This window comes from Halomonas korlensis (assembly GCF_900116705.1).
In the GTDB taxonomy this organism is placed as follows: domain Bacteria; phylum Pseudomonadota; class Gammaproteobacteria; order Pseudomonadales; family Halomonadaceae; genus Halomonas; species Halomonas korlensis.
This window is the reverse complement of the sequence record NZ_FPBP01000004.1, coordinates 271638-293920: the sequence shown is the minus strand read 5'-3', so window position 1 is coordinate 293920 and position 22283 is coordinate 271638. Positions and strand designations below refer to the sequence as shown.

25 protein-coding genes are annotated in these 22283 nt (G+C 65.1%); 18 read left to right on the top strand and 7 right to left on the bottom strand.

Annotated elements, in window-relative coordinates:
• The first annotated feature begins 189 nt into the window (after window positions 1-189).
• The 8 genes from BM341_RS08005 (at window position 190) to BM341_RS07970 (ending at window position 8022) form a co-directional block, all read left to right on the top strand.
• Entirely contained in the window at window positions 190-1530 is a 1341-nt protein-coding gene (locus BM341_RS08005; protein ID WP_089794807.1) for an OmpP1/FadL family transporter, read from the top strand.
• A gap of 186 nt (window positions 1531-1716) precedes the next feature.
• Window positions 1717-2815 (top strand): peptide chain release factor 2 gene (prfB, locus tag BM341_RS08000; RefSeq protein ID WP_139232986.1). Its coding sequence is split into 2 segments (ribosomal slippage): window positions 1717-1791 and window positions 1793-2815, totalling 1098 coding nucleotides; the frame shifts between segments, so codons are not numbered across the junction.
• 41 nt (window positions 2816-2856) lie between these two features.
• Window positions 2857-4401 carry a lysine--tRNA ligase gene (gene lysS / locus BM341_RS07995; RefSeq protein ID WP_089794679.1) on the top strand — a complete coding sequence of 515 codons (1545 nt, stop codon included), beginning with the start codon at window positions 2857-2859 and terminating at the stop codon, window positions 4399-4401.
• A 70-nt stretch (window positions 4402-4471) separates the two neighbouring features.
• The gene (locus BM341_RS07990; protein ID WP_089794677.1) at window positions 4472-4858 is read left to right on the top strand and encodes a hypothetical protein; all 387 of its coding nucleotides are present in this window, start codon (window positions 4472-4474) and stop codon (window positions 4856-4858) included.
• Window positions 4859-4927: 69 nt separating this feature from the next.
• The gene (locus BM341_RS07985) at window positions 4928-6352 is read left to right on the top strand and encodes an MFS transporter (RefSeq protein ID WP_089794675.1); all 1425 of its coding nucleotides are present in this window, start codon (window positions 4928-4930) and stop codon (window positions 6350-6352) included.
• A 56-nt stretch (window positions 6353-6408) separates the two neighbouring features.
• Window positions 6409-6720: a BolA family protein gene (locus BM341_RS07980; RefSeq protein WP_089794673.1), complete on the top strand. Its 312-nt coding sequence runs from the start codon at window positions 6409-6411 to the stop codon at window positions 6718-6720.
• Window positions 6717-7580 carry a hypothetical protein gene (locus tag BM341_RS07975; RefSeq protein WP_139232985.1) on the top strand — a complete coding sequence of 288 codons (864 nt, stop codon included), beginning with the start codon at window positions 6717-6719 and terminating at the stop codon, window positions 7578-7580. The genes BM341_RS07980 and BM341_RS07975 overlap by 4 nt, the downstream gene beginning before the upstream one ends.
• Complete coding sequence (locus BM341_RS07970) at window positions 7573-8022, top strand: GNAT family N-acetyltransferase (RefSeq protein WP_175507826.1); 450 nt, start codon at window positions 7573-7575, stop codon at window positions 8020-8022. The genes BM341_RS07975 and BM341_RS07970 overlap by 8 nt, the downstream gene beginning before the upstream one ends.
• Window positions 8023-8040: 18 nt before the next feature.
• Here the strand turns inward: BM341_RS07970 and BM341_RS07965 are convergent, their stop codons facing one another.
• The gene (locus BM341_RS07965; RefSeq protein ID WP_089794667.1) at window positions 8041-8244 is read right to left on the bottom strand and encodes a cell division protein ZapB; all 204 of its coding nucleotides are present in this window, start codon (window positions 8242-8244) and stop codon (window positions 8041-8043) included.
• An 89-nt stretch (window positions 8245-8333) separates the two neighbouring features.
• A complete protein-coding gene (gene rsmD / locus BM341_RS07960; RefSeq protein WP_089794665.1) occupies window positions 8334-8966 on the bottom strand; it encodes a 16S rRNA (guanine(966)-N(2))-methyltransferase RsmD in 633 nt (210 codons plus the stop codon).
• A gap of 91 nt (window positions 8967-9057) precedes the next feature.
• Here rsmD and ftsY point away from each other — a divergent pair, with 91 nt between their 5' ends.
• The 4 genes from ftsY (at window position 9058) to rpoH (ending at window position 13097) form a co-directional block, all read left to right on the top strand.
• Window positions 9058-10392 carry a signal recognition particle-docking protein FtsY gene (ftsY, locus tag BM341_RS07955; RefSeq protein WP_089794664.1) on the top strand — a complete coding sequence of 445 codons (1335 nt, stop codon included), beginning with the start codon at window positions 9058-9060 and terminating at the stop codon, window positions 10390-10392.
• Complete coding sequence (ftsE, locus tag BM341_RS07950; protein ID WP_089794662.1) at window positions 10389-11057, top strand: cell division ATP-binding protein FtsE; 669 nt, start codon at window positions 10389-10391, stop codon at window positions 11055-11057. The genes ftsY and ftsE overlap by 4 nt, the downstream gene beginning before the upstream one ends.
• Window positions 11054-12031 (top strand): permease-like cell division protein FtsX, encoded by a 978-nt coding sequence (ftsX, locus tag BM341_RS07945; RefSeq protein ID WP_245784213.1) that lies wholly within the window; start codon window positions 11054-11056, stop codon window positions 12029-12031. The genes ftsE and ftsX overlap by 4 nt, the downstream gene beginning before the upstream one ends.
• 199 nt (window positions 12032-12230) lie before the next feature.
• Window positions 12231-13097: an RNA polymerase sigma factor RpoH gene (rpoH, locus tag BM341_RS07940; RefSeq protein WP_089794660.1), complete on the top strand. Its 867-nt coding sequence runs from the start codon at window positions 12231-12233 to the stop codon at window positions 13095-13097.
• Window positions 13098-13179: 82 nt separating this feature from the next.
• Here the strand turns inward: rpoH and slmA are convergent, their stop codons facing one another.
• The 5 genes from slmA to coaBC form a co-directional block, all read right to left on the bottom strand.
• Window positions 13180-13791 carry a nucleoid occlusion factor SlmA gene (slmA, locus tag BM341_RS07935; RefSeq protein WP_089794658.1) on the bottom strand — a complete coding sequence of 204 codons (612 nt, stop codon included), beginning with the start codon at window positions 13789-13791 and terminating at the stop codon, window positions 13180-13182.
• A gap of 108 nt (window positions 13792-13899) precedes the next feature.
• Entirely contained in the window at window positions 13900-14820 is a 921-nt protein-coding gene (argB, locus tag BM341_RS07930; RefSeq protein WP_089794656.1) for an acetylglutamate kinase, read from the bottom strand.
• Between the two features lie 59 nt (window positions 14821-14879).
• The gene (locus BM341_RS07925; RefSeq protein WP_089794654.1) at window positions 14880-16277 is read right to left on the bottom strand and encodes a phosphomannomutase/phosphoglucomutase; all 1398 of its coding nucleotides are present in this window, start codon (window positions 16275-16277) and stop codon (window positions 14880-14882) included.
• A gap of 43 nt (window positions 16278-16320) precedes the next feature.
• The gene (dut, locus tag BM341_RS07920) at window positions 16321-16800 is read right to left on the bottom strand and encodes a dUTP diphosphatase (RefSeq protein WP_089794651.1); all 480 of its coding nucleotides are present in this window, start codon (window positions 16798-16800) and stop codon (window positions 16321-16323) included.
• A 25-nt stretch (window positions 16801-16825) separates the two neighbouring features.
• Entirely contained in the window at window positions 16826-18157 is a 1332-nt protein-coding gene (gene coaBC / locus BM341_RS07915; protein WP_245784212.1) for a bifunctional phosphopantothenoylcysteine decarboxylase/phosphopantothenate--cysteine ligase CoaBC, read from the bottom strand.
• A 129-nt stretch (window positions 18158-18286) separates the two neighbouring features.
• On the opposite strand from coaBC, the gene radC reads away from it, so the two are divergent.
• The 6 genes from radC (at window position 18287) to BM341_RS07885 (ending at window position 22116) form a co-directional block, all read left to right on the top strand.
• Window positions 18287-18961 carry a RadC family protein gene (gene radC / locus BM341_RS07910; protein ID WP_089794650.1) on the top strand — a complete coding sequence of 225 codons (675 nt, stop codon included), beginning with the start codon at window positions 18287-18289 and terminating at the stop codon, window positions 18959-18961.
• A 232-nt stretch (window positions 18962-19193) separates the two neighbouring features.
• Window positions 19194-19430 carry a 50S ribosomal protein L28 gene (gene rpmB / locus BM341_RS07905; RefSeq protein ID WP_089794648.1) on the top strand — a complete coding sequence of 79 codons (237 nt, stop codon included), beginning with the start codon at window positions 19194-19196 and terminating at the stop codon, window positions 19428-19430.
• A 26-nt stretch (window positions 19431-19456) separates the two neighbouring features.
• Window positions 19457-19612 carry a 50S ribosomal protein L33 gene (gene rpmG, locus BM341_RS07900; protein WP_089794646.1) on the top strand — a complete coding sequence of 52 codons (156 nt, stop codon included), beginning with the start codon at window positions 19457-19459 and terminating at the stop codon, window positions 19610-19612.
• A 111-nt stretch (window positions 19613-19723) separates the two neighbouring features.
• The gene (gene mutM, locus BM341_RS07895; RefSeq protein WP_089794644.1) at window positions 19724-20560 is read left to right on the top strand and encodes a bifunctional DNA-formamidopyrimidine glycosylase/DNA-(apurinic or apyrimidinic site) lyase; all 837 of its coding nucleotides are present in this window, start codon (window positions 19724-19726) and stop codon (window positions 20558-20560) included.
• Between the two features lie 40 nt (window positions 20561-20600).
• Window positions 20601-21791 carry a class I SAM-dependent rRNA methyltransferase gene (locus BM341_RS07890; RefSeq protein ID WP_089794801.1) on the top strand — a complete coding sequence of 397 codons (1191 nt, stop codon included), beginning with the start codon at window positions 20601-20603 and terminating at the stop codon, window positions 21789-21791.
• Between the two features lie 7 nt (window positions 21792-21798).
• On the top strand, window positions 21799-22116 hold the full coding sequence (locus BM341_RS07885) for a putative signal transducing protein (protein WP_175507825.1): 318 nt from the start codon (window positions 21799-21801) through the stop codon (window positions 22114-22116).
• Window positions 22117-22283: the final 167 nt, after the last annotated feature.

Here is a 22283-nt window from a genome sequence, read left to right as displayed (position 1 = left end):
AGAGCGTGGGAATTTTAATAACCTATTGAATTAATAAGGTTTATGGACGTTACAAGACAAAAGTATTAGATATTATTTGATTTAAAACGAACGTTTGGCCTTGATTGGTGGGCCTCCATGGGCGAAAACAAGATCATACACAGCGCACCCAGGTGCGCCTTGCTGCATGTCATCTCAGAGGGTGCCGCCATGTATAACAAGTTCAATAAAGTCTCCATCGCCGTCGCTATCGCCTCAACGGCTCTAGTCGCCTCCCAAGCGGCTGCCTCGGGGTTCCAGGTTCGCGAGCAAAGCGCCAAGACCCTGGCCAACGCCTTCTCCAACGCCGCCGCGGGCGCCGAGGATGCCAGCTTCATGGCGCACAACCCGGCGGCCATCGGCAATATCGATGGGAATCAGGTTGTCGGTGGCCTGGCCTATATCGATGCCAATTTCGAGTTGCAGGATGGAAGTGCTTCCAGTGTCTTTGGGATGCCCTATGGTTCTGATGCCTCCAGCCAAGGGGGAGAAAGTGCCTGGGTGCCGTCCTTTGCCGCCAAGACTCAACTGAACGAGCAGTTCGACCTAGGTCTGGCCATCTATGCGCCCTACGGGCTTTCTACCAAGTACGACGAGGACTGGATCGGTCGCTACCATGCCGTCGAGACCGAGCTGACGACTATCGACTTTCAGCCGACCCTGAACTATCGAGCCAGCGATCGTCTCAATCTGGCGGTGGGTTTGCGCGCGCAATATGCCGATGCCACGCTGTCCAACGCATCAGATTTTGGGTCGTTAGCGGCAGCTCAAGGTAATCCCTTGGCAACGCCGGGACAGAACGATGTCATTGGTGAGGTGACCGGCGATGACTGGGGATATGGCTATACCCTGGGCGCTCTTTTTCAGGTTACCGATCAGACCCGCCTGGGGATAAGTTATCGCTCGAAAATTGACCTGACGCTTGATGGCGAGCTCGATGTCAGGGGAACCGATCCCGTCTCGGAAGGCGCTATCGACGCAGGTCTTGTCGGGGGAACCGGTGGAAAGGCCGAGCTGACGACCCCGGCTAACCTGAACCTGGGCGTCTACCATCAGCTGTCCGATCGTCTGGCGCTGATGGCGAATGCCGAGTGGACCGAGTGGAGCAGCTTCGACGAGCTGGTGGTCGAGTTCGAGGATGGGCGCTCTTCGAGTCGCACCGAGGAGAACTGGGACAATACCTGGGCCTTCTCGGTGGGCGCTAACTACGCCCTGACCCCGCAGTGGCTGCTGCGTGCCGGCCTGGGCGTCGATGAGAGCCCGGTGCCCAGCGCCGAATACCGGACGCCACGGGTGCCGGATGCCGACCGTCAGTGGGCGACGCTCGGCGCGACTTGGATGCCGACGCCCGAGTTGGGAATCACCGCTGGTTACATGCATGTCTTCGGCGATGACGGCGACATAGAGCAGCAGGCGACGCCCACCAACGACAATGCCTCGCGCGGCAACCTGGCGGGCACCTATGAGGTCTCGGCCGATGTCGTCGCACTCTCGGTGGATTACCGCTTCTGAGTTCGGCGGCAAGGGCTTGCTGAAACCCGGCTGCGGCCGGGTTTCGTCGTTTGGCTCCGCCTTGATGGATGCGATGAGTCGGCACATTCGCTACACTGGACGCCTTTTTCGTGCCGCCGATGGTTCTGCCGTGATGTCAGCGCCGCGGCGGCCGTTTTGCCACTGTCTCTTCAGGCGAGCGAGCCCATGTTGGAAACCAACCCGATTCATAGCCTCATCAAGGACCTGGCCGAGCGGACAGACGTCCTGAGGGGGTATCTTTGACTATGCCGAAAAGAAGGACCGGCTAGAGGAAGTCACCCGCGAACTGGAAGCGCCCGATGTCTGGAACGATCCGGACCATGCGCAGAAGCTCGGCAAGGAGCGGGCGGCACTGGAGACCGTGGTCGAGACGCTCGACCGGCTGAGCCAGGGCCTGGCGGACAGCGCCGACCTGCTGGAGCTGGCCGAGATGGAGGACGACGAGGCCACCGTCGCCGAGGTACAGAAGGAGCTGGACGGCCTGCAGACCAGCCTCGAGACGCTCGAGTTCCGACGCATGTTCTCCGGCGAGATGGACGAGAACAACGCCTATCTCGACATCCAGGCGGGCTCCGGCGGTACCGAGGCCCAGGACTGGGCCAACATGCTGCTGCGCATGTACCTGCGTTGGGCCGAGCATCACGGCTTCAAGGCCGAGATCACCGAGGTGTCGGCGGGCGATGTAGCGGGCATCAAGTCGGCCACCATCCACGTGCAGGGCGACTACGCCTTCGGTTGGCTGCGTACCGAGACCGGCGTCCACCGCCTGGTACGCAAGAGTCCCTTCGACTCGGGCGGTCGTCGGCACACGTCGTTTGCCTCGGTGTTCCTGTCGCCGGAGATCGATGACAGCTTCGAGGTCGAGATCAACCCGTCCGACCTGCGCACCGACACCTACCGTTCGAGCGGTGCCGGCGGCCAGCACGTCAACACCACCGACTCCGCCGTGCGCATCACCCACGAGCCGACCGGCATCGTGGTCGCCTGCCAGGGCCAGCGCAGCCAGCACGCCAACCGCGACTTCGCCATGAAGCAGCTCAAGGCGAAGCTGTGGGAACTGGAAATGCAGAAGCGCAACGCCGCCAAGCAGGAGGCCGAGGATTCCAAGTCCGATATCGGCTGGGGCAGCCAGATCCGCTCCTACGTGCTGGACGATCAGCGCATCAAGGATCTGCGTACCGGCGTGCAGTCGAGCAACTGTGAGAAGGTGCTCGATGGCGATCTGGATCAGTTCATCGAAGCGAGTCTCAAGCAGGGCCTGTAGGGCTCATCAATCACTTTTTTTAGGTAGCTACAGGTAGCGCAATGGCCGACCAACGCTCTTCCCAGACCGGCCCCCAGGCCGACGAGAATCGCCTGATCGCCGAGCGTCGCGAAAAGCTCGCGGCGCGCCGCGAGCGTGCAGTCGCCACCGGCAAGAGCGCGTTTCCCAACGACTTTCGCCGCGACAGCCTGGCCGCCGAGCTGATCGACGAGCTCGGCGAGATGGACAAGGCCGAGCTGGAAGCGCGTGACCGCCAGGCCGCCGTGTCCGGGCGCATCATGCGCAAGCGTGGGCCCTTCATCGTCATCCAGGATCCGTCGGGGACGATCCAGCTCTACGTCGACAAGCAGGGCCTGCCGGCCGAGGTGCTTGAGGACATCAAGAGCTGGGATATCGGCGATATCGTTGCGGCGCGCGGGCCGGTGCATAAGTCCGGCAAGGGCGATCTCTACGTGAAGATGGCGGAGGCGACGCTGCTCACCAAGAGCCTGCGCCCGCTGCCCGACAAGTTCCACGGCCTCACCGACATGGAGGCCCGCTATCGCCAGCGCTACGTCGACCTGATCATGAACCCGGACTCGCGCAAGGTCTTCGAGACCCGCGCCGGAGTGATCAGCGCCATGCGCCGCTTCTTCGAGGATCGCGGCTTCATGGAAGTAGAAACGCCCATGCTGCAGCCGATTCCCGGCGGCGCCACGGCGCGTCCCTTCGTCACCCACCACAATGCGCTGGACATCGACATGTACCTGCGCATCGCGCCGGAGCTGTATCTCAAGCGCCTGGTGGTGGGCGGCTTCGAGCGGGTCTTCGAGATCAACCGTAACTTCCGCAACGAAGGCCTCTCCACTCGGCACAACCCCGAGTTCACCATGATCGAGTTCTATCAGGCCCATGCCAACCATCATGACCTGATGGACCTCACCGAGCAGATGCTGCGCAGCGTGGCCCAGAAGGTGCTCGGTACCACCACCGTGGTCAATACCGTGCGCAACGCCGAAGGGGAGGTGCTGGAAACCTATGCCTACGATTTCGGTCAGCCGCTCGAGCGGATCAGCGTGTTCGACGCCATCCTGAAATACAATCCGGACATCCACGCCGAGGCGCTGGCCGATGCGTCCGCCGCGCGCCAGATCGCCGAGCGCCTGGACATCGACGTCAAGGACGGCTGGGGGCTCGGCAAGATCCAGATCGAGATCTTCGAGAAGACCGTCGAGCATCGCCTGCAGGCCCCGACCTTCATCACCGACTACCCTACCGAGGTCAGCCCGCTGGCGCGGCGCCAGGATAGCGACCCCTTCGTCACCGAGCGGTTCGAGTTCTTCGTCGGCGGCCGCGAGATCGCCAATGGCTTCTCGGAGCTCAACGATGCCGAGGATCAGGCCGAGCGATTCCGAGCGCAGGCGGCGGACAAGGAAGCCGGCGACCTGGAGGCGATGTACTACGATGCCGATTATATCCGCGCCCTGGAGGTCGGCCTGCCGCCCACGGCTGGCGAAGGGATCGGCATCGACCGGCTGGTGATGCTGTTCACCGATAGCGCCTCGATCCGCGACGTGCTGCTGTTCCCCGCCATGCGGCCGGAATAACCGGAATAAATTGGTAAGCGGCCTGCCAAGCGACCATACTGATCGGCGTTTCGATGTCGAGGAGACCGTGATGAAACTGCTCAACCGCTCCGCCCTGAGCGTCAGACCGACCCGGCATTTTGTGGACTGGATCAATCAGCTCGAGCCCACGATGGGGGACGACGATCTGACCCTGGACGATGTCGAACGCGAAAGCACCGTCTACCTGATCCCCGAGATGGACACGCCCGAGGCGCTTGAAGCCTTCGTCCACGAGCGCTATGCCGCGATCCTCGAGACCGAACTGCGCGCCTGGGAAGAAGACGAGCGCCAATGGCCAGAGCGCCTGGACTGGTCGCTCTTCCAGCGTTTCCTGCAGATCGAGCACAGCTACCTGGCCATCGACCTGGATGACGAAGCGCCCCTCGAGATATCCGAAGTGGACGATGCGCTGCTGCTGGAAGCCGACCGGGGTTGACCGTCGCCGGTAACGCCCCGCTTTAAGAAACCGGCTTCGGCCGGTTTCTTCACGATGGACGCCTGACACATGAGCCGACTCTTCGAGACACGCCCTGGCGATGACGGCCTGCCGGCGCCCCAGCGCCGCCTGGCGGTACTGGCGCTGATTCTCGGCACCCTGATGGCGGTGGTGGACACCACCATGATCAACCTGGCACTGCCGTCGATCGCCGATGACCTGGCGATCTCCTCGGCGCGTTCGGTGTGGGTGACCAACCTCTTCCAGATCGTCTGCGCCGCCTTCCTGCTGGTGTTCGCCGCGGTCAGCGAGCTGATCAGCCGTCGGCGTCTCTACGTGGCGGGTCTGGCGCTGTTCGTGCTGGCATCCTTGGGCGCTGCGTTGTCGCGTGAGTTGAATATGCTGCTGGCATTCCGAGCCCTTCAAGGGCTCGGCGCGGCGGCCACGCTGTCGATCGGGCCCTCGCTCTATCGTTCGATCTTCCCCTCGAGATTGCTGGGCTCGGCCCTGGGTCTGAGCGCCCTGGTTGTCGCCGGAGGCTATGCGGCGGGGCCGACGATCGGTGGCCTGGTACTTTCCGTGGCCAGCTGGCCGTGGCTGTTCGTCCTGCATCTGCCGCTGGGGGTCTTCGCGCTGATGCTGGCGTGGCGCGCCTTGCCGAGAGAGCCCGGGCGGCAAGGTGGCTTCGATGGCTGGGGGGCGCTGCTGTCGATAGCCACGCTTGGCGCCTTGTTCGTCGGTATGGACGGCATTGGGTATGGCGCGCCGCTCTGGCAGACGCTCGCCTGGCTGACGGCCAGCCTGCTGGCCGGGCTATGCTTCGTGAGACGTCAGCGTCGTGCCACGCACCCTTTGCTACCGCTCTCGCTGTTCGCCGAGCGGCGCTTCAGCCTGGCGGTCTCGGCCTCGGGGCTGGCCTTCATCGGGCAGGGGCTTACCTTCGTCGCCCTGTCGTTTCTCTATCAGCAGGAAATGGGCTTCACACCGCTGCAAACGGCCTGGCTGTTTACGCCCTGGCCGCTGGCGATCATGCTGGTAGGGCCGCTGGCCGGGCGGCTGGCCGATCGGGTCAACCCCAGCCTGTTGTCGTGTGCCGGGCTGGTACTGCTGTTCATCGGGCTGGCGTCGCTGGCGTTGCTCGACGCCGAGGCGAAGGTGATCGATGGTCTGTGGCGCACGGGACTGTGTGGCCTGGGCTTCGGGCTCTTTCAGCCGCCCAACAACCGCGAGATGATGGCCAGCGTGCCTTGGCAGTTCAGCTCCAGCGCCTCCGGGGTGATGAGCACCACCCGTACCGTGGGTCAGTCGCTGGGGGTCGCCCTGGTGGGGGCCTTTCTTGCCGCCAACGCGCCCGTGCAGGCCACGCTCTGGGCCGGGTGTGCCGCTTGTCTGTTGGCGCTCGTGGCCAGTCTCGGTCGCGTGACGCTGGCCGGTGAGGCCCAGGCCAGGCAGCGTCGCGAGGTGGGTCGTTCCGGCGTGCCGCGTTGCGACTGAGCGAATCGCCGCCAAGGCGTTACAATGAACCCCCTATCATTCATCGAGGAGCCAACATGCGCATACAGGCCATTATCGAAGACAAGCTCCAGGCCCTCGAGCCCACCTTCATGACGGTGGAGAACGAGAGTCATCGGCATAACGTGCCCGCGAATTCCGAGACTCACTTCAAGGTGACGCTGGTCTCGAGCCGTTTCGAGGGCATGATGCCCGTCAAGCGTCACCAGCAGATCTACGCCTTGTTGGCCGACGAACTGGCAGGCCCGGTGCATGCACTGGCCTTGCACCCCTATACGGCAGCGGAGTGGGCAGCCCGCGGCGAGGCCCGGCCCAACTCGCCGAACTGCCGGGGTGGCGGCGCGTCGTGAGCCCAGATCCCCAGCGCCTTCAGTACCTGGAGGCCATGGGCGTGACGGCGTGGGTGGCCCGCTACCGTTTGCCCAATGCTCGGCCGACGCCGGTCTGCGAATGGGAGACGCCGGCTCCAGTGGCGACCGAGCCTCCGCATGAACGGCTTCACGCACTGCTCGACGAGGCGGCAAGGCCACCGTCTCCGCCGACGTCATCCGCCCCCGAGATGGCGAGACCCGAGCGCCATCTGCGGCCCGTTTCGCGCGGCAAGGCTCGGGCGCTGCTGGGCGAGCCGCCCGACGACGCGCGCGAATCGACATCTACAGAACTCGAGGCAGTCTCCGACACAGCCCCAGCCGCCGGAAAGACATTACGCTTCACCGTTCAGGTCGCCTGTCTCGATGGTCGTTGGTTGGTGATCCTGACAGAGCGCGCCGCCCCGCGCGCCGAGCAGGCGCGCCTGCTGGCCAATCTGTTGCAGGCGGCCGGTGTGATCCCCGCGCAATTTCCGCATTTCGAGGCTTATCACTGGCCGCAGATGGAAGGGTTGCCGGTGGAGGCGCCGCTTGACGAGGCCCGTCAAGGCTTTCAGGCATTCCTGGATGGCCGTCGCCGGCGGGGCTGGGTCCCCGAAAGGGTGCTGCTGTTTGGCCACGACGCGGATCTGGACGCGATTCTCGCCCTGGCCGACGGCCATTGCCCGACCCTTGGCCTGCCTGCCTGGCAGGGGCCGTCGCTGAGTGAGCTGGGGGCGAGCGCCGAGGCCAAGCGTGCGCTCTGGTCGCAGATGGTCGGCTGGCGGGCGGCTTGGTGCGGTGAGCCGGAGGAGGTTCGAGAGGCTGGTCAAGACGCGGGACATGAGGGCGGCGATGCTTGATGCAAGCGCCATTGACTGCCTGGGACTCGACCGGCTGGAGGCCCTGGTGGTGCTGGAGCCGACGCGATCGCGCATCGTCCTGACCCGTGAGCTGACAGAGGCTGATAAGTGCGTTCTAGGCATTGGCAGCAGCGATGGATTGATCGGCTATGCCGCAGTCGCAAGGTTGCCCTTCGAGGCCGAACTGCAGGCAATCCGGGTGGCTGAGTCGCACCGTCGCCAGGGAGTGGCGCGCTGCCTGCTGGAGGCGGTGGTCGCGCAAGCGCGCGGCTGGGAGTGCGAGCGGCTGTTGCTGGAGGTCAGGGCCGGCAACGCCGCCGCGCTGACGCTGTATCGTCGGCTGGGCTTCGTTCAGGATGGCCGCAGGCGACGCTATTACCCTCCCCAGGGAGCCGGGGCGGCGCGGGAGGACGCGGTGCTCATGTCGCTCCCGCTGGGCTGAGCGGGGAGTGTCCCGTGATCAGGAAGCGGTCTGGCTGCTCTCGATGTCGATCTCGTCGAACTTCCCCAGGACAGCGGTCAGCCGGCGTTCCCACTCCTCACGCTCCTGCTTAAGGCGGGCGTTTTCCTCGCGCAATTCCTCGGCTTCCATCTTCAAGAGCTCGAGTGCCTCGACAGCGCTGGAGACCTTCTGTTCGAGCTGGTTGAAAAGTTCGATGCTCATCCTGTTCTCCTGTAAGGGGCCCGATCGCGGCCCGCATGGCAATAATCAGCGCGCAGCGTAACGCCGCGGCCGGGGCTCAGCAAGCGTTGCTATCCAGCGACCCGTCTGGCGGCATTTGCTTCGGTCCGGCGTCGATAGAGGCGGCCACGACTATCGCCGGCGCGCACTTCCCGATGCAGCTGCCACTGGGCCGGTACCTCGGGCTCGAGTGCCGCCTCGGTTTCTACATAGATAAAAGCTTCCTCGCCAAGCCAGCCTGGCTCCAGCGCCGCGCAGCAGGCGGCGGCGAGCCCGTGGTGGAAGGGCGGGTCGAGAAACACCAGCGAATAGGGGTGGGGCTCGCCCTCGAGGAAGGCCAAGGCGTCGCCGGTCACCACACGGCCGCGCGGCTCGGCTCCCAGGGTAGCCAGGTTGTCGGCAAGTTGCCTTGCCACTTGCGGGTCGCGCTCGACGAAGCACGCCTCGCTGGACCCCCGTGAAAGCGCCTCGAGGCCCAGGGCGCCGGTGCCCGCGAACAGGTCCAGCACGCGGGCGCCCGGCGTCAGTGTGGCCAGCCAGTTGAACAGCGTCTCGCGGACCCGGTCGGGCGTGGGGCGAAGCCCGGGACTGTCGAGCACCGGTAGCCGCCGTCGACGATAGTCACCGCCGATCAGGCGTAACGTGCCACCGCCGGCAGTTGGCGAGCGCCTGGAGCGGCGGGAAGGAGAGCGGCGTGGTGTCATGACCGGGGATTGTAACCGGTGGATTGTCCACAGTCATGGTGCGCAGTGGTAGGATGTGACGATCCGTTCACCCGCGAGGTTGAATCATTCCATGCTCGGTTTTTTCAAGCGCAAGAAGCCCAAGGATAGCTCCCAGACACCGGACCCAGCCGAGAGCGAGGCGTTACCGGATGATGCCGGCGACACCGTCGATGACGCGACCGCCGAGGCCGGTGAACCCGGCGAGCCACGCCAGCCGGAGGCCGAAGACGAGGTTCTGGCACCGACTCCCGAACCCTCTGTCGAGGCCCTTACAGAATCCTCTGTCGAGGCGCCGGCCGAGTCCCGGCCCGATACCGCGCTTGATCCGGCAAGCGACAATACGCTGCAGCCACCCGCTCCGCCCGTCGAGGAATCTACCAAGGCCGCGCTCCAGGACAAGCCGGTGGGCAGCGGCACGGCCGGAAAGGACAAGGTGGGAAAAGATACGGCCGGAAAGGAAAAGACCGGCTGGTTCTCGCGCATGCGGGCAGGCCTCGGCAAGACCCGGGCGAGCTTCACCGAGGGCGTGGCCGGGATATTTCTCGGCAGCAAGCAGATCGACGATGATCTCATGGAGGAGCTGGAGACCCAGCTATTGATGGCCGACGTGGGGATCGAGGCCACCACCGAGATCATCGATCGCCTCACCGACCGCGTGTCGCGCAAGGAGCTCAAGGAGCCGCAGGCCCTCTACCGCGCGCTGCAGGAGGAGCTTGCCGTCATGCTCGAGCCGGTCACCCGGCCGCTCGTCCTGCCCCCAAAAGGAAGCGGGCCTTTCGTCATCCTGGTCGTGGGTGTCAACGGGGTAGGCAAGACCACCACCATCGGCAAGCTGACCCAGCGCTTCCAGCGAGAGGGCCGCAGCGTGATGCTGGCGGCCGGCGACACCTTCCGCGCCGCCGCCGTCGAGCAGCTTCAGGTATGGGGCGAGCGCAACAGCGTGCCGGTGATTGCCCAGCACACCGGGGCCGACAGTGCCTCGGTGGTCTTCGACGCCGTGGCCGCCGCCAAGGCGCGCAAGATCGATGTGCTGATCGCCGACACCGCCGGTCGCCTGCACAACAAGGCGCACCTGATGGAGGAGCTCAAGAAGGTCCACCGAGTCATGGGCAAGCTCGACGACACTGCGCCCCACGAGGTGATGCTGGTGCTCGATGCCGGCACCGGGCAGAACGCGATCTCCCAGGCCAGCACCTTCAACGAGGCGGTGCCGATCACCGGCATCACCCTGACCAAGCTCGACGGTACCGCCAAGGGCGGCATCATCTTCGCCCTGGCCAAGCAGCTCGGCACGCCGATCCGCTTCATCGGGGTCGGCGAGTCGCTGGACGACCTGCGCCCCTTCGTGGCGGCCGAATTCGTCGACGCCCTGTTCGACCGGGAAAGGGCAGACGCCGACGGATGATTGCCTTCGAGCATGTCGGCAAGCGCTACGGAGGCCGCTTCGAGGCGCTCGCCAACATCGATTTTCGTGTGCGCCGTGGCGAGATGGTGTTTCTTACCGGCCATTCCGGCGCCGGCAAGAGTTCGCTGCTGCGCCTGGTCATGCGGCTCGAGCGGCCGAGCCGCGGCCGCGTGATGGTGGCCGGCCACGATATCGATCGCCTGCATCATAGCCAGGTCCCGTTCTACCGCCGCCAGATCGGCGTGGTCTTCCAGGACCACCAGCTGCTCTTCGATCGCTCCATCTACCACAACGTCGCGCTGCCGCTGGAGATCCAGGGCATCGAGCCCCGCGAGGCCGCACGTAGGGTACGGGCGTCGCTTGACAAGGTGGGGCTGTTGCATCGCGAGAAGGCGTTGCCCATCGAGCTTTCCAGCGGTGAGCAACAGCGTGTGGGCATTGCCCGGGCCGTAGTGAGCACCCCGGCGCTGCTGCTGGCCGACGAGCCTACCGGCAATCTCGACCCGCAACTCTCGGCCGACATCATGGCGCTCTTCGAGGACTTCAACCGTATCGGCACCACGGTAATGGTCGCGAGCCACGACCTGGCACTGATCGCAAGGCTGCGCCATCGCGTGCTGCGCCTGAGCGACGGCCGCCTGGTGGCCGACGAGGAGGCGGCTTGAGTCCCAAACCCACTCGACCGTCGCCCCGGGGCGCGCAGAGCCAGCGTGCCCGCTCGAGTAACCGCTTGCGCAGCTGGGCCCGCCATCACCGCGCCATGAGCCTGGACAGCGCGCGCCGGCTACTTCGCCATCCCATTGGCAGCCTGATGACCATGCTGGCCATTGCCATTGCCCTGGTGCTGCCCACCACGCTGTGGCTGACGCTGGACAGCGCCCGGCTGCTCGATGCCGAGCTCACCGAGAGCGCGACCCTCACCGCCTATCTGACCTCACCAGTCGACGATGGCGAGGCGAGGCGTATTAACGAGGCCCTGGCCGCCCAGAACGGCGTGGCCGGCACCCGGCTGATCACGGCGGCCGAGGGCATGGCCGAGTTCCAGGCCTCATTGGGCCTGGATGACGCCCTGGCACGCCTCGAGGACAATCCGCTGCCGGCAAGTGTCGTGGTGACCCCGGCGGACGCCTCACTCGACGCGGTGCAGCGGTTGGCCGACACCCTGGAGTCGATTGCCGGTGTCGAGGAGGTGCGCCTGGATCTCGCCTGGATCGAGCGGTTGCGCCACCTGGCCGAGCTGGGGCGCCGCGTCGCCCTGGCGCTGGCGGTGTTGTTCGGGTCGGGGGTGCTGCTGGTGGTCGGCAACACTATTCGCCTGGCGGTGGAGAGCCGCCGTCAGGAAATCGAGGTCGTGACGCTGATCGGCGCCACCCACGCCTTCGTGCGTCGCCCCTTCCTCTACAGTGGGGCCTGGTATGGCCTGGGGGGCGGCGTGATCGCCTGGGGACTGTTGACGCTGGGCAGTGGCTGGCTCTCGGCGCCCGTCGCGGCGCTGGCGAGGAGCTACGGGGCGAGTTTCAGTCTGCCCCAATTAACGCCGTCAAGCTCGGCAATATTGCTTGCTTGTAGTACACTATTGGGCTTATTGGGGGCCTGGATCGCGGTGAGTCGACACCTCGCCGAGATACGGCCACGGTAAAAGAATTCACCCGCCAGTCGGCGAAACCAGCGCAGACGCGACCGCTCCGAAGGGCGCTGCCCATGGGTCAATCGTCGCTGACGTGTCGGAACCTTTGGTGGCTGCCGCCCTCAAAGGTCGCGAAACCCGTACAACGTACTGAGGTCAGGTATTTGAGATTGGATTCGTATTTGGGCTTCGAGAGGGAGACATCCTGCACATGAGTACCAGTCTTCTGCCAGTGGGCCAGTTATCGCCGGGGCGTGACCTCAACGGCTACATCCAGTCGGTCAACCGCATTCCGATGCTGTCCGCCGACGAGGAGCGAGACCTGGCCTTCCGTCTGCATGACGAGGGCGACCTTGAAGCGGCGCGTCGCCTGGTGCTGTCGCACCTGCGTTTCGTCGTGCATATCGCCCGCAGCTACTCCGGCTATGGATTGCCGCAGGCCGACCTGATCCAGGAAGGCAATGTGGGATTGATGAAGGCCGTCAAGCGCTTCGACCCCAACCAGGGGGTGCGTCTGGTGTCCTTTGCCGTGCACTGGATCAAGGCCGAGATTCACGAGTTCGTGCTGCGCAACTGGCGCATCGTGAAAATCGCCACGACCAAGGCCCAGCGCAAGCTGTTCTTCAACCTGCGCGGTGCCAAGAAGCGGCTGTCCTGGCTGAACACCAATGAGGTCGAGGCGATTGCCAAGGACCTCGACGTCAAGCCCGAGGTGGTGCGCGAGATGGAGGGGCGCCTGTCGGCTCACGATGCCGGTTTCGACGCCGCACCGAACGACGATGAAGAGTCCGCCTACCAGGCCCCGGTGCACTATCTCGACGACGCTTCCGGCGATCCGGCGACTCAGCTCGAGGACAGCGACTGGGAAGGCGACGCCACGCGGCGCCTCCAGCTCGCGCTGGAATCGCTGGACGAGCGCTCGCGGGACATCCTGCAGCGGCGCTGGCTGAGCGACCACAAGGCGACACTGCACGATCTGGCCGACGTCTACGGCATTTCTGCCGAGCGTATTCGCCAGCTCGAGAAGAACGCCATGAAGAAGATTCGCCACCAGATCGGCGACGCCTTGGTCGCCTGAATCTCTAGGGAAGCGTCTCGCGAGATCAAGCCCCGGCCGTTGGCCGGGGCTTTTGCGTCAGCGGTTCGTGAATTGACGAGGCTCAGGCCAGCTGCGGCACGTTACGCAGCAGCTGAGACGAGAGCCATTGCCACTGATCGTCCCAATGCGCGGTGGGGCGTTGGCGAAAATCACTGCGCACGTACTGGGAGATCCGCCCCTCGGCATAGGCCAGCAGCAAGTTGGCTGCGGCCGACACCGTCAGGGAAGGGCGACGCCCCTCGCGCAGCTCCGCTTCTCGCAGGATCTGCTTGAACTGGGTCTCGAGTCGCTCGAAGAGCTGGTGGATGCGCAGTCGCAGGCGAGCGGTCTCGCCGGTCAGGACGTCGCCGCCGAGCAGCCGCGACAGCCCCGGGTTCTTCTCGGCGAAGGCCAGCACCAGAGTGAGTATCCTGCCGCAGCGCGGGATCGCCTCGGTTTCCTCCTCGAGGATGCGATTGATACGCTCGAAGAGCGTCTCCTCGATGAAGGCGATGAGCCCTTCGAACATGCGCGCCTTGCTTGGAAAGTGGCGATACAGCGCGGCCTCCGAGACGCCGACCTGGCGTGCCAGGGCGGCCACGGTAATACGCTTGCCACTGTCTTCCTCCAGCATCAGCGCCAGGGCCTGCAAGATCTGCTCGCGGCGCGAGGGGGTGGGGTTTTCCTGCGTCATGTGCGTCTTTTCTTTTATAGGGGGTGCCTCATCCTAATCACGGCCTCGGCCGGGCGCAAAGAACAGGCGCAAAGAACGGACGAAGAGAATGGGAGGCCGCCGTCAGACTCAAGGTGACTCCGCATCAAGGGTGTTATCGGTAATCAGAGTACCGACACCGGCGTTGGTGAAGATCTCAAGCAAGGTGGCGTGGGGTACACGGCCGTCGATGATGTGGGCGCTCTTCACCCCGCCCTTCACGGCGTCCAGGGCACAGCGAATCTTGGGCAGCATGCCGCCATGGATGCTGCCATCGGCGATCAGGGCATCCACCTGGGCGGTGGTCAGTCCGGTCAGCACCTCGCCCTCGGCGTTCATCAACCCGGCCACGTTGGTCAGCAGCATCAGTTTCTCGGCGCCGAGCGCCTCGGCCACCTTGCCGGCCACCAGGTCGGCATTGATGTTGTAGCTGTTGCCGGCGGCATCGACGCCGATCGGGGCGATCACCGGGATGAAGTCGCGCTCGGCCAGCATCTCGATCAGCTCGGTGGAGATGTGCTCCACTTCGCCGACATGCCCGATATCGATGATCTCCGGGGCGGTCATCTCGGGGCTCTGGTGTTCCACCTTGAGCTGACGGGCGCGAATCTGCGCGCCGTCCTTGCCGGTCAGCCCGATCGCCTTGCCGCCGCACTGGTTGATCAGGTTGACGATGCCCTTGTTGACCAGCCCGCCGAGGACCATCTCGACCACGTCCATGGTTTCCGCATCGGTGACCCGCATGCCGTTGACGAAGCGTGACTCGATATTGAGTCGCTTCAGCAGATCGCCGATCTGCGGTCCGCCGCCGTGAACGACGACCGGGTTGATGCCGACTTCCTTCATCAACACCATGTTGCGGGCGAAGGAGTCGATCAGGGCATCCTCGGTCATGGCATTACCGCCATATTTCACCACCACCGTCTTGCCGGAGAAACGCTGGATGTAGGGCAGCGCCTCGGAAAGCACTTCGACGGTCAGTTGCGGGTCGCGCGTCTGTTGCTCGGTCATGGCGAGTCCTTGTTAGGCATGAAACGTGAAACATGAATCGTGGAGCGTGAGACGCCGCTTCAGAAAGGCAGGACGATCTCGGGGGCGACTCGGGACAGGGCCTCGCCGAAGCGGCGCTGGACACGCGCGAGCGCGGCCTCGTTCTTGCCTTCGAAGCGCAGCACCAGCACCGGCGTGGTGTTGGAGGCGCGACACAGGCCCCAGCCGTCCGGATAGTCGACGCGAATGCCGTCAAGGGTGGTCTTGATGCCGTCGTCGCCGAAGTCGCCCTCGCGGGCCAGCCTGGCCACCAGGTCGAACTTGGTCTCGTCGGTGACGGTGATGTTGATCTCGGGCGTGCTCAGGTCCTGGGGGTAGCGGGCGAAGAAGGTGTCGGCATCATCGGCCTGCTTCGACAGGATTTCTAGCAGTCGGGCGGCGCCATAGAGCCCGTCGTCGAAACCGTACCAGCGCTCGCGAAAGAAGATGTGGCCGCTCATTTCGCCGGCGAGCAGGGCGCCGGTTTCCTTCATGCGTGCCTTGATCAGCGAATGGCCGGTGCGCCACATCTCGGGCTCGCCGCCGGCCTCCTCGATCACCCGCGTCAGGTTGCCGGTGCACTTGACGTCGAAGATCACCCTGGCGCCGGAGTTGCGCGACAGCATGTCCTCGGCGAAGGCCATCAGCAGGTGGTCGGGGTAGATCAGCTTGCCGCTGGGGGTGATGACGCCCAGGCGGTCGCCGTCGCCGTCGAAGGCCAGGCCGATGTCGGCGCCGCTCGCCTGCACCTCGCGGATCAGGTCCTTGAGGTTCTCGGGCTTGCCGGGGTCCGGATGATGGTTGGGGAAGGTGCCGTCGATCTCGGCGAACAGCGGCAGGGTCTCGACCCCGAGCCGTTCGATGAGCTGGGGGCCCAGTTCGCCGGCCACGCCGTTGCCGCAGTCCACCACCGCCTTGAGCGGCCGGGCGAGCCTGACGTCGCCGAGGATGCGCGCCAGGTAGGCCTCGCGAACATCTTCCTGGCGAACACTGCCCTGGCCCTCGAGCAGATCGCCCTGCTGGATGCGCTGGTAGAGGGCGGTGATGGCCTCGCCGGAAAGCGTCTCGCCGCCGAGCACGATCTTGAAGCCGTTGTAGTCGGGCGGATTGTGGCTGCCGGTGACCATCACGCCGGAGGCGGTGCCGTCGAGCACATGGGTCGCGTAATAAAGCACCGGGGTCGGCACCATGCCGATGTCGACGACGTCGCGACCGCTCGCGGTCAGCCCGCGGGTCAGGGCGTGCTGCAGGCGAGGACCCGACAGGCGGCCGTCGCGGGCCACCACCACGGTGGATTCGCCACGGGCGGCGGCTTCGCTGCCGATGGCGTGGCCGATCGCCACGACGCTTGCCTCGGTGAGCGTCTCGTCGACGATGCCACGAATGTCGTAGGCGCGAAAGATCGAGGCGGGAACGCTCTGGGGGCGTTGTTGGGTCATGGTGTCACTTCCTGTTGACTGCTTGTGTTGACGGCTTGAAACATCAGAGTCTTCCCGAGCTGCCGAAGCCATTATCGCCACGGGCACTGCTGGCGAAGTCGTCGACGACGTCGAGCTCGGCCTGCACCACGGGCACGATGACGTACTGCGCCAGGCGCTCGAAGGGCTCGAGGGTGAAGGCGCGATTGCTGCGATTCCACACCGACACCATCAGCTCGCCCTGATAGTCAGAATCGATCAGGCCCACCAGGTTGCCGAGGACGATGCCGTGCTTATGGCCGAGCCCCGAGCGCGGCAGGATCATGCCGGCGAGGTTCGGGTCGTCGAGGTGCATGGCGAGCCCGGTGCGCACCAGCTCGCACTGGCCTGGCGAAAGCGCCAGCGGGGCGTCAAGCAGGGCGCGCAAGTCCATGCCGGCGGAGCCGTCGGTCGTGTAGTGGGGCAGGTAGTCAGCCATGCGGGGGTCGAGCAGTTTGATGGCCAGGCGCGGGCGGGCGGCTGGCCGCGGGTCGGTGTTGGGCATCGGATCGTCCGGGTCGTGGTGGGTGTCAGGGGGAGCGCCTTGCCTGGAGGCAATGCAGTGCGCGTCGGATAACATTGAGCGCCAGCTGCGACTTGGGTTGTGAAGGCAGGTCGTCGCGGCCCAGACGGGCGCTGCCCTGCCACGCGCCGTTATGCCAGCGGCCTTCTCGCCATAGCAGCAGAGCGGCATTGTCGTCGGTGCCGAAGCCGCCTCCGGCGCGCGAGACGTCATTGGCGACGATCATGTCGAGCTTCTTGCGCAGCAGCTTGTCGCGGGCGTAGGTCTCGAGCTCGCGGGTCTCGGCGGCAAACCCCACCACCAGCGGGCGCTGCGCTTCGGGCAATGAGGCCACGGAGGCGATGATGTCGGGATTCTTGACCAGGCGCAGGGTCAGCCCTTCGTCGTCCTCGCGCTTCTTGATCTTGTGCTCGGCGGCGGCTTCGGCGCGGTAGTCGGCCACCGCCGCGCAGCCGATGAAGATGTCGCTGTCTTTGGCGAGGCGGTCGGCCGCCTCGGCCATGTCGAGCGCCGTCTCCACGTCGAATCGCTCGACCCCCTCGGGCGTGGGCAGCGCGACCGGCCCGCTGATCAGCCTGACCCGGGCACCGAGCGAGGCGGCGGCGGCGGCGAGCGCATAGCCCATCTTGCCGGAGCTGTGGTTGGAGAGATAGCGCACCGGGTCGAGTGGCTCGCGGGTGGGGCCGGCGGTGATCGTGACGGTCAGGCCCTCGGCCTCCCGCGGCGCCTCTGGTTGAGCCGGCGCGGCTTCGGGCGCCATGAAGAGCAACGCCTCAAGGATCGCCTCGGGCTCCATCATGCGCCCCGGGCCCACGTCGCCGCAGGCCTGGTCGCCGCTCGAGGGTCCGAGCAGGCGCCAGCCGTCGGCCTCGAGGCGTGCCGCGTTGCGGGCCGTGGCGGGCTGACGCCACATCGCCTGGTTCATCGCCGGTGCCATCACCTTGTGGGCGTCGCTCGCCAGGCATAGGGTGGTGAGCAGGTCATCGGCCATGCCGATGGCCAGGCGCGCCATCACATCGGCGGTAGCTGGCGCGATGAGGATGGTATCGGCCCAGCGGGCCAGCTCGATATGCCCCATGCCGGCCTCGGCGTCGGGGTCGAGCAGGGAGGTGCGCACGGCTTCTCCCGTCAAGGCCTGCAGGGTCAGTGGCGTGATGAACGCCTGGGCGCCCTCGGTCATGACCACGCGCACCTCGGCACCCGACTGCTTGAGCAGGCGGGCAAGCGTTGCGCTCTTGTAGGCGGCGATACCGGCACTGATGCCGAGAAGTATGCGACGGCCCATTGGGCGGTCCATGATCGTGCGGTCGATGCTCCCGGGGCCAGGCAGCGTTGACATGGCAATATCCGAACGGAAATACGATGGTCTAGCTTACCATCGCCGCCCGATCTTGCGTAGCGAACGGGCCGGCGGTCAGTGGCAACCAACGAATAATGACAACCATCTGGGGCAAGCAGGGAGAACACCATGTCGATTCGCGACTGGCCGGAAGGGGAACGTCCACGAGAAAAGTTGCTGGCGCTGGGGTCGCCTGCCTTATCCGATGCGGAACTGCTGGCAATCTTTCTGCGCGTGGGGGTCCAGGGGCGCTCGGCGGTGGACCTGGCGCGCGACCTGCTCGCCGCCTTCGGAGGCCTGCGTCAGCTGCTGGAGGCCGACCAGACGCGCTTTTGCGCCGAACATGGGCTCGGCACGGCCAAGTTCGTGCAGCTTCAGGCCACACTCGAATTATCGCGCCGCCACCTGGCGAGCCAGCTGGCACGGGGCGATGCGCTGACCTCGCCGTCGCTGGTTCGGGCCTATCTCGCTTCGCAGCTGCGCCATCTCGGCCACGAGGAATTCGCGGCGCTGTTCCTCGACAGCCAGCACCAGGTGATCCTCTACGAGTCGCTGTTTCGCGGCACTCTCAACAGCGCCTCGGTCTACCCGCGCGAGGTCGCGCGCCGGGCGCTGGAGCTCGGTGCCGGGGCGGTCATCTTTGCTCATAATCATCCCTCGGGGATCGCCGAGCCAAGCGATGCCGATCGGCGCATTACCGAGCGGCTGCGCGAAGCGCTGGGGCTTTTTGAGATTCGGGTGCTGGATCATTTCGTGGTGGGCGACGGCGAGGTGGTCTCGTTCGCCGAGCGCGGCTGGCTTTGATGCTGTGCGGTGACATGGCTCTATTTGGCAGGCCTGTCGACAGCGCCCCTTGTCATATCTAATGTCGGTTACCCAGCAGAAACGGGGCCGACTCTTGCCTATCCAAGGGGACTCTGGTATAAAGTGCCACCTTTGAATTCCCTTGGGTCAAATATTGCGGGATCTCCCCGGTTTGCCCGACAGGTTTTGAACACTCAGGTATAAACACCTGGCCAAGCGGTTGGAGGCTCCAATGTCCAAAGTATGTCAGGTCACCGGCAAGCGCCCGGTGACTGGTAATAACGTTTCACACTCCCAGCGCAAGACCCGTCGTCGTTTCTTGCCGAATCTGCACAGCCATCGTTTCTGGGTAGAGTCCGAGAATCGCTTCGTCAAGCTGCGTGTCTCTTCCAAGGGCATGCGCGTCATTGACAAGAAAGGCATCGAGGCGGTGCTGAGTGACATTCGCAAGCGCGGCGACGCCGTCTAAGCGATCCATCCAGGGAGATAACCGTCATGCGTGACAAGATCCGAATGATTTCCAGCGCCGGTACCGGCCATTTCTATACCACCGACAAGAACAAGCGGAACACGCCGGACAAGCTCGAGATGAAGAAATTCGACCCGACGATCCGCAAGCACGTGATGTACAAGGAAGGCAAGATCAAGTAGGTCGTTCGCGGCCACGGATCGCTTCCACCGCAGGTGATACGCCTGTCCTCCTGAACCCGGCCCTGCGGTCGGGTTCAGGCGTTTCCGACCCTTTCTCGAGTGCCGGTCGTCATGCCTGAACTGCCCGAAGTCGAGACCACTCGCCGCGGCATCGCTCCCCATGTGGAAGGACGCGAGATCGTGGAGGTTATCGTGCGCGAGTCGCGCCTGCGCGTGGCGGTGCCCGCGGACCTGGTCGAGCGGCTGATTGGCGCGCGGGTCGGCCCGCTGTCGCGCCGCGCCAAGTATCTGCTGCTGCCGCTCTCCCGGGCAGGGCAGGGCGATGGCACGTCGACGCTGTTGTGGCACTTGGGCATGTCCGGCAGCCTGCGCATGGTGCGCCTCGGCGAGCTGCCGCGTAAGCATGACCATGTCGATCTGGTGCTCGATGATGGCGGGATACTGCGCTATCACGACCCGCGCCGCTTCGGCTTCGTCGACTGGCTGCAGGGAAGCGTCAACGCCGACCCACGCCTGGCCCGGCTGGGTCCCGAACCGCTGTCCGAGGCCTTCGATGGCGCGCGCCTGTTCGCGTTCTCGCGTCGCCGCCGCTTGGCCGTGAAGCCGTTTTTGATGGATAACGCCGTGGTGGTAGGAGTGGGTAACATCTACGCCGCCGAGGCGCTGTTTCTGGCCGGCATCGATCCGTGCCGGCCGGCGAGCGGCATTTCCCGTCAGCGCTACGATCGCCTAGCGGACGCGGTACGCGAGGTGCTCGCTGCGGCCATCACCCAGGGTGGCACGACCCTGCGCGACTTCGTCGGCGGCACCGGCGAGCCGGGCTACTTCAAGCAGCGGCTCAACGTCTACGGTCGTCATGGCCAGGCCTGCCGGCGCTGCGGCGGCGAATTGCGCCTGGTGACCCTGGGCCAGCGGGCCAGCGTTTTCTGCGCTCGCTGCCAGACCTGACGCCCGAACGACTCACCCTTCACGAGATTCTCCCATGACCATGACCCGTTCCCTGCGCCTCAAGAAAAATGCTGACCGTCGCCTCAAGGCGGGGCACCTGTGGCTCTACTCCAACGAGATCGACATGGCGGTGACGCCGATCAAGGACATCGAGGCCGGCGAGCAGGTGGTGGTCGAAGCCGCCAACGGCAAGGCCATGGGCGTGGCCTACGTCAATCCGCATTCGCTCATCTGCGCCCGCCTGGTGTCCCGTGACCCGAAGCAGGGCCTGGATCGATCATTGCTGGTCCACCGTCTCAACCAGGCCCTGGCGCTGCGTCAGCGGCTTTTCGACAAGCCGTTCTATCGGCTCGTGCACGGTGAAGGTGACTTGCTGCCGGGATTGATCGTCGATCGCTACGGCGACGTGGTGGTTCTACAGCTCAATACGGCCGGTATGCAGGCGGTGGTGGACGAGCTGCTCGACGCGCTGGACAAGGTGCTGTCGCCGCGGGTGGTGGTGCTGCGCAACGACACCAGCGGGCGGCGTCTCGAGGGCCTCGAGTCGACGATCGAGGTGGTGAAGGGCGAGCTGGCCGAGCCGGTGTTGATGGAAGAGAACGGTGTGCGGTTCAGTGCGCCGGTGCTCGATGGCCAGAAGACCGGCTGGTTCTTTGATCATCGGGCCAACCGCGCCTGGCTCAACGGCCTGGTGGCCGGCAAGCGGGTGCTGGATCTTTTCAGCTACGTGGGCGGTTGGGGCGTGCAGGCGGCGGCCAACGGCGCCAGTGAGGTGCTCTGCGTGGATTCCTCGAGCGCGGCCCTCGAGCGCGTCGCCGAGAACGCCGCTCTCAATGGCCTTCAAGAGCGAGTGGCTGTCGGTGAGGGGGATGCCTTCGAGGTGCTCGCGGCGCTGAAGGCCGAGGATGAGGTGTTCGACGTGGTGATCCTCGACCCGCCCGCCTTCATCCGCAAGCGCAAGGATATCCCCGGCGGCGAGCGCGCCTACAGCAAGCTCAACCGCGAGGCGATGCGTCTGCTCGGTCGCGACGGGCTGCTGCTTTCGGCCTCCTGCTCCATGCACCTGGCGCCGGAGCGTCTGATCGACGTCGTGCGCGGGGCGGTGCGCCATCAGGATCGCCAAGGGCAGCTTATCTTCCAGGGCCACCAGGGGCCGGACCATCCGGTGCATCCGGCGATCCCGGAAACCGCTTATCTGAAGGCGCTGGGTGTCCGGGTCTTCCGGGACTGAGCCCGTCATGGTGCCTGCGTATGTGCGCGTCTTCGCGCATTCCAATGCACTGCTGGTCAGCCACTTGCGCAATGTGCTGGCCGCGACCGGCATGCCGGTCGAATTGCGCAACATGACCCTCGGTGGCGGTGCCGGTGAGTTGCCGCTGGGCGATTGTGAGCCGGAAGTGTGGGTGGCGCCGCATAATCGTGAGCGCGCCGAGGCGTTGATCAACGCCGCCCTCGCCGGTGAAAGCGACAATCCCGGCTGGACTTGTCACGGCTGTGGCGAAGCCCTGGAGGGGGTGTTCGATACTTGCTGGCGATGTGGGCGAGCGAAGCCCTGAGAGAGAAGCCTGACGGCGAAGCCAGGCGAGATGAGTCAGGCTTTCTGTCACGATATCCATTCACAGCAGAATGTTTGGTCATCAAGCGTGATTTCTCAGGGGTTTTTTGTTCTTGTTGAGCGGTCCTTCATGTATCAACTGCCTGTGCTGTAATGAGGAGGAAACAC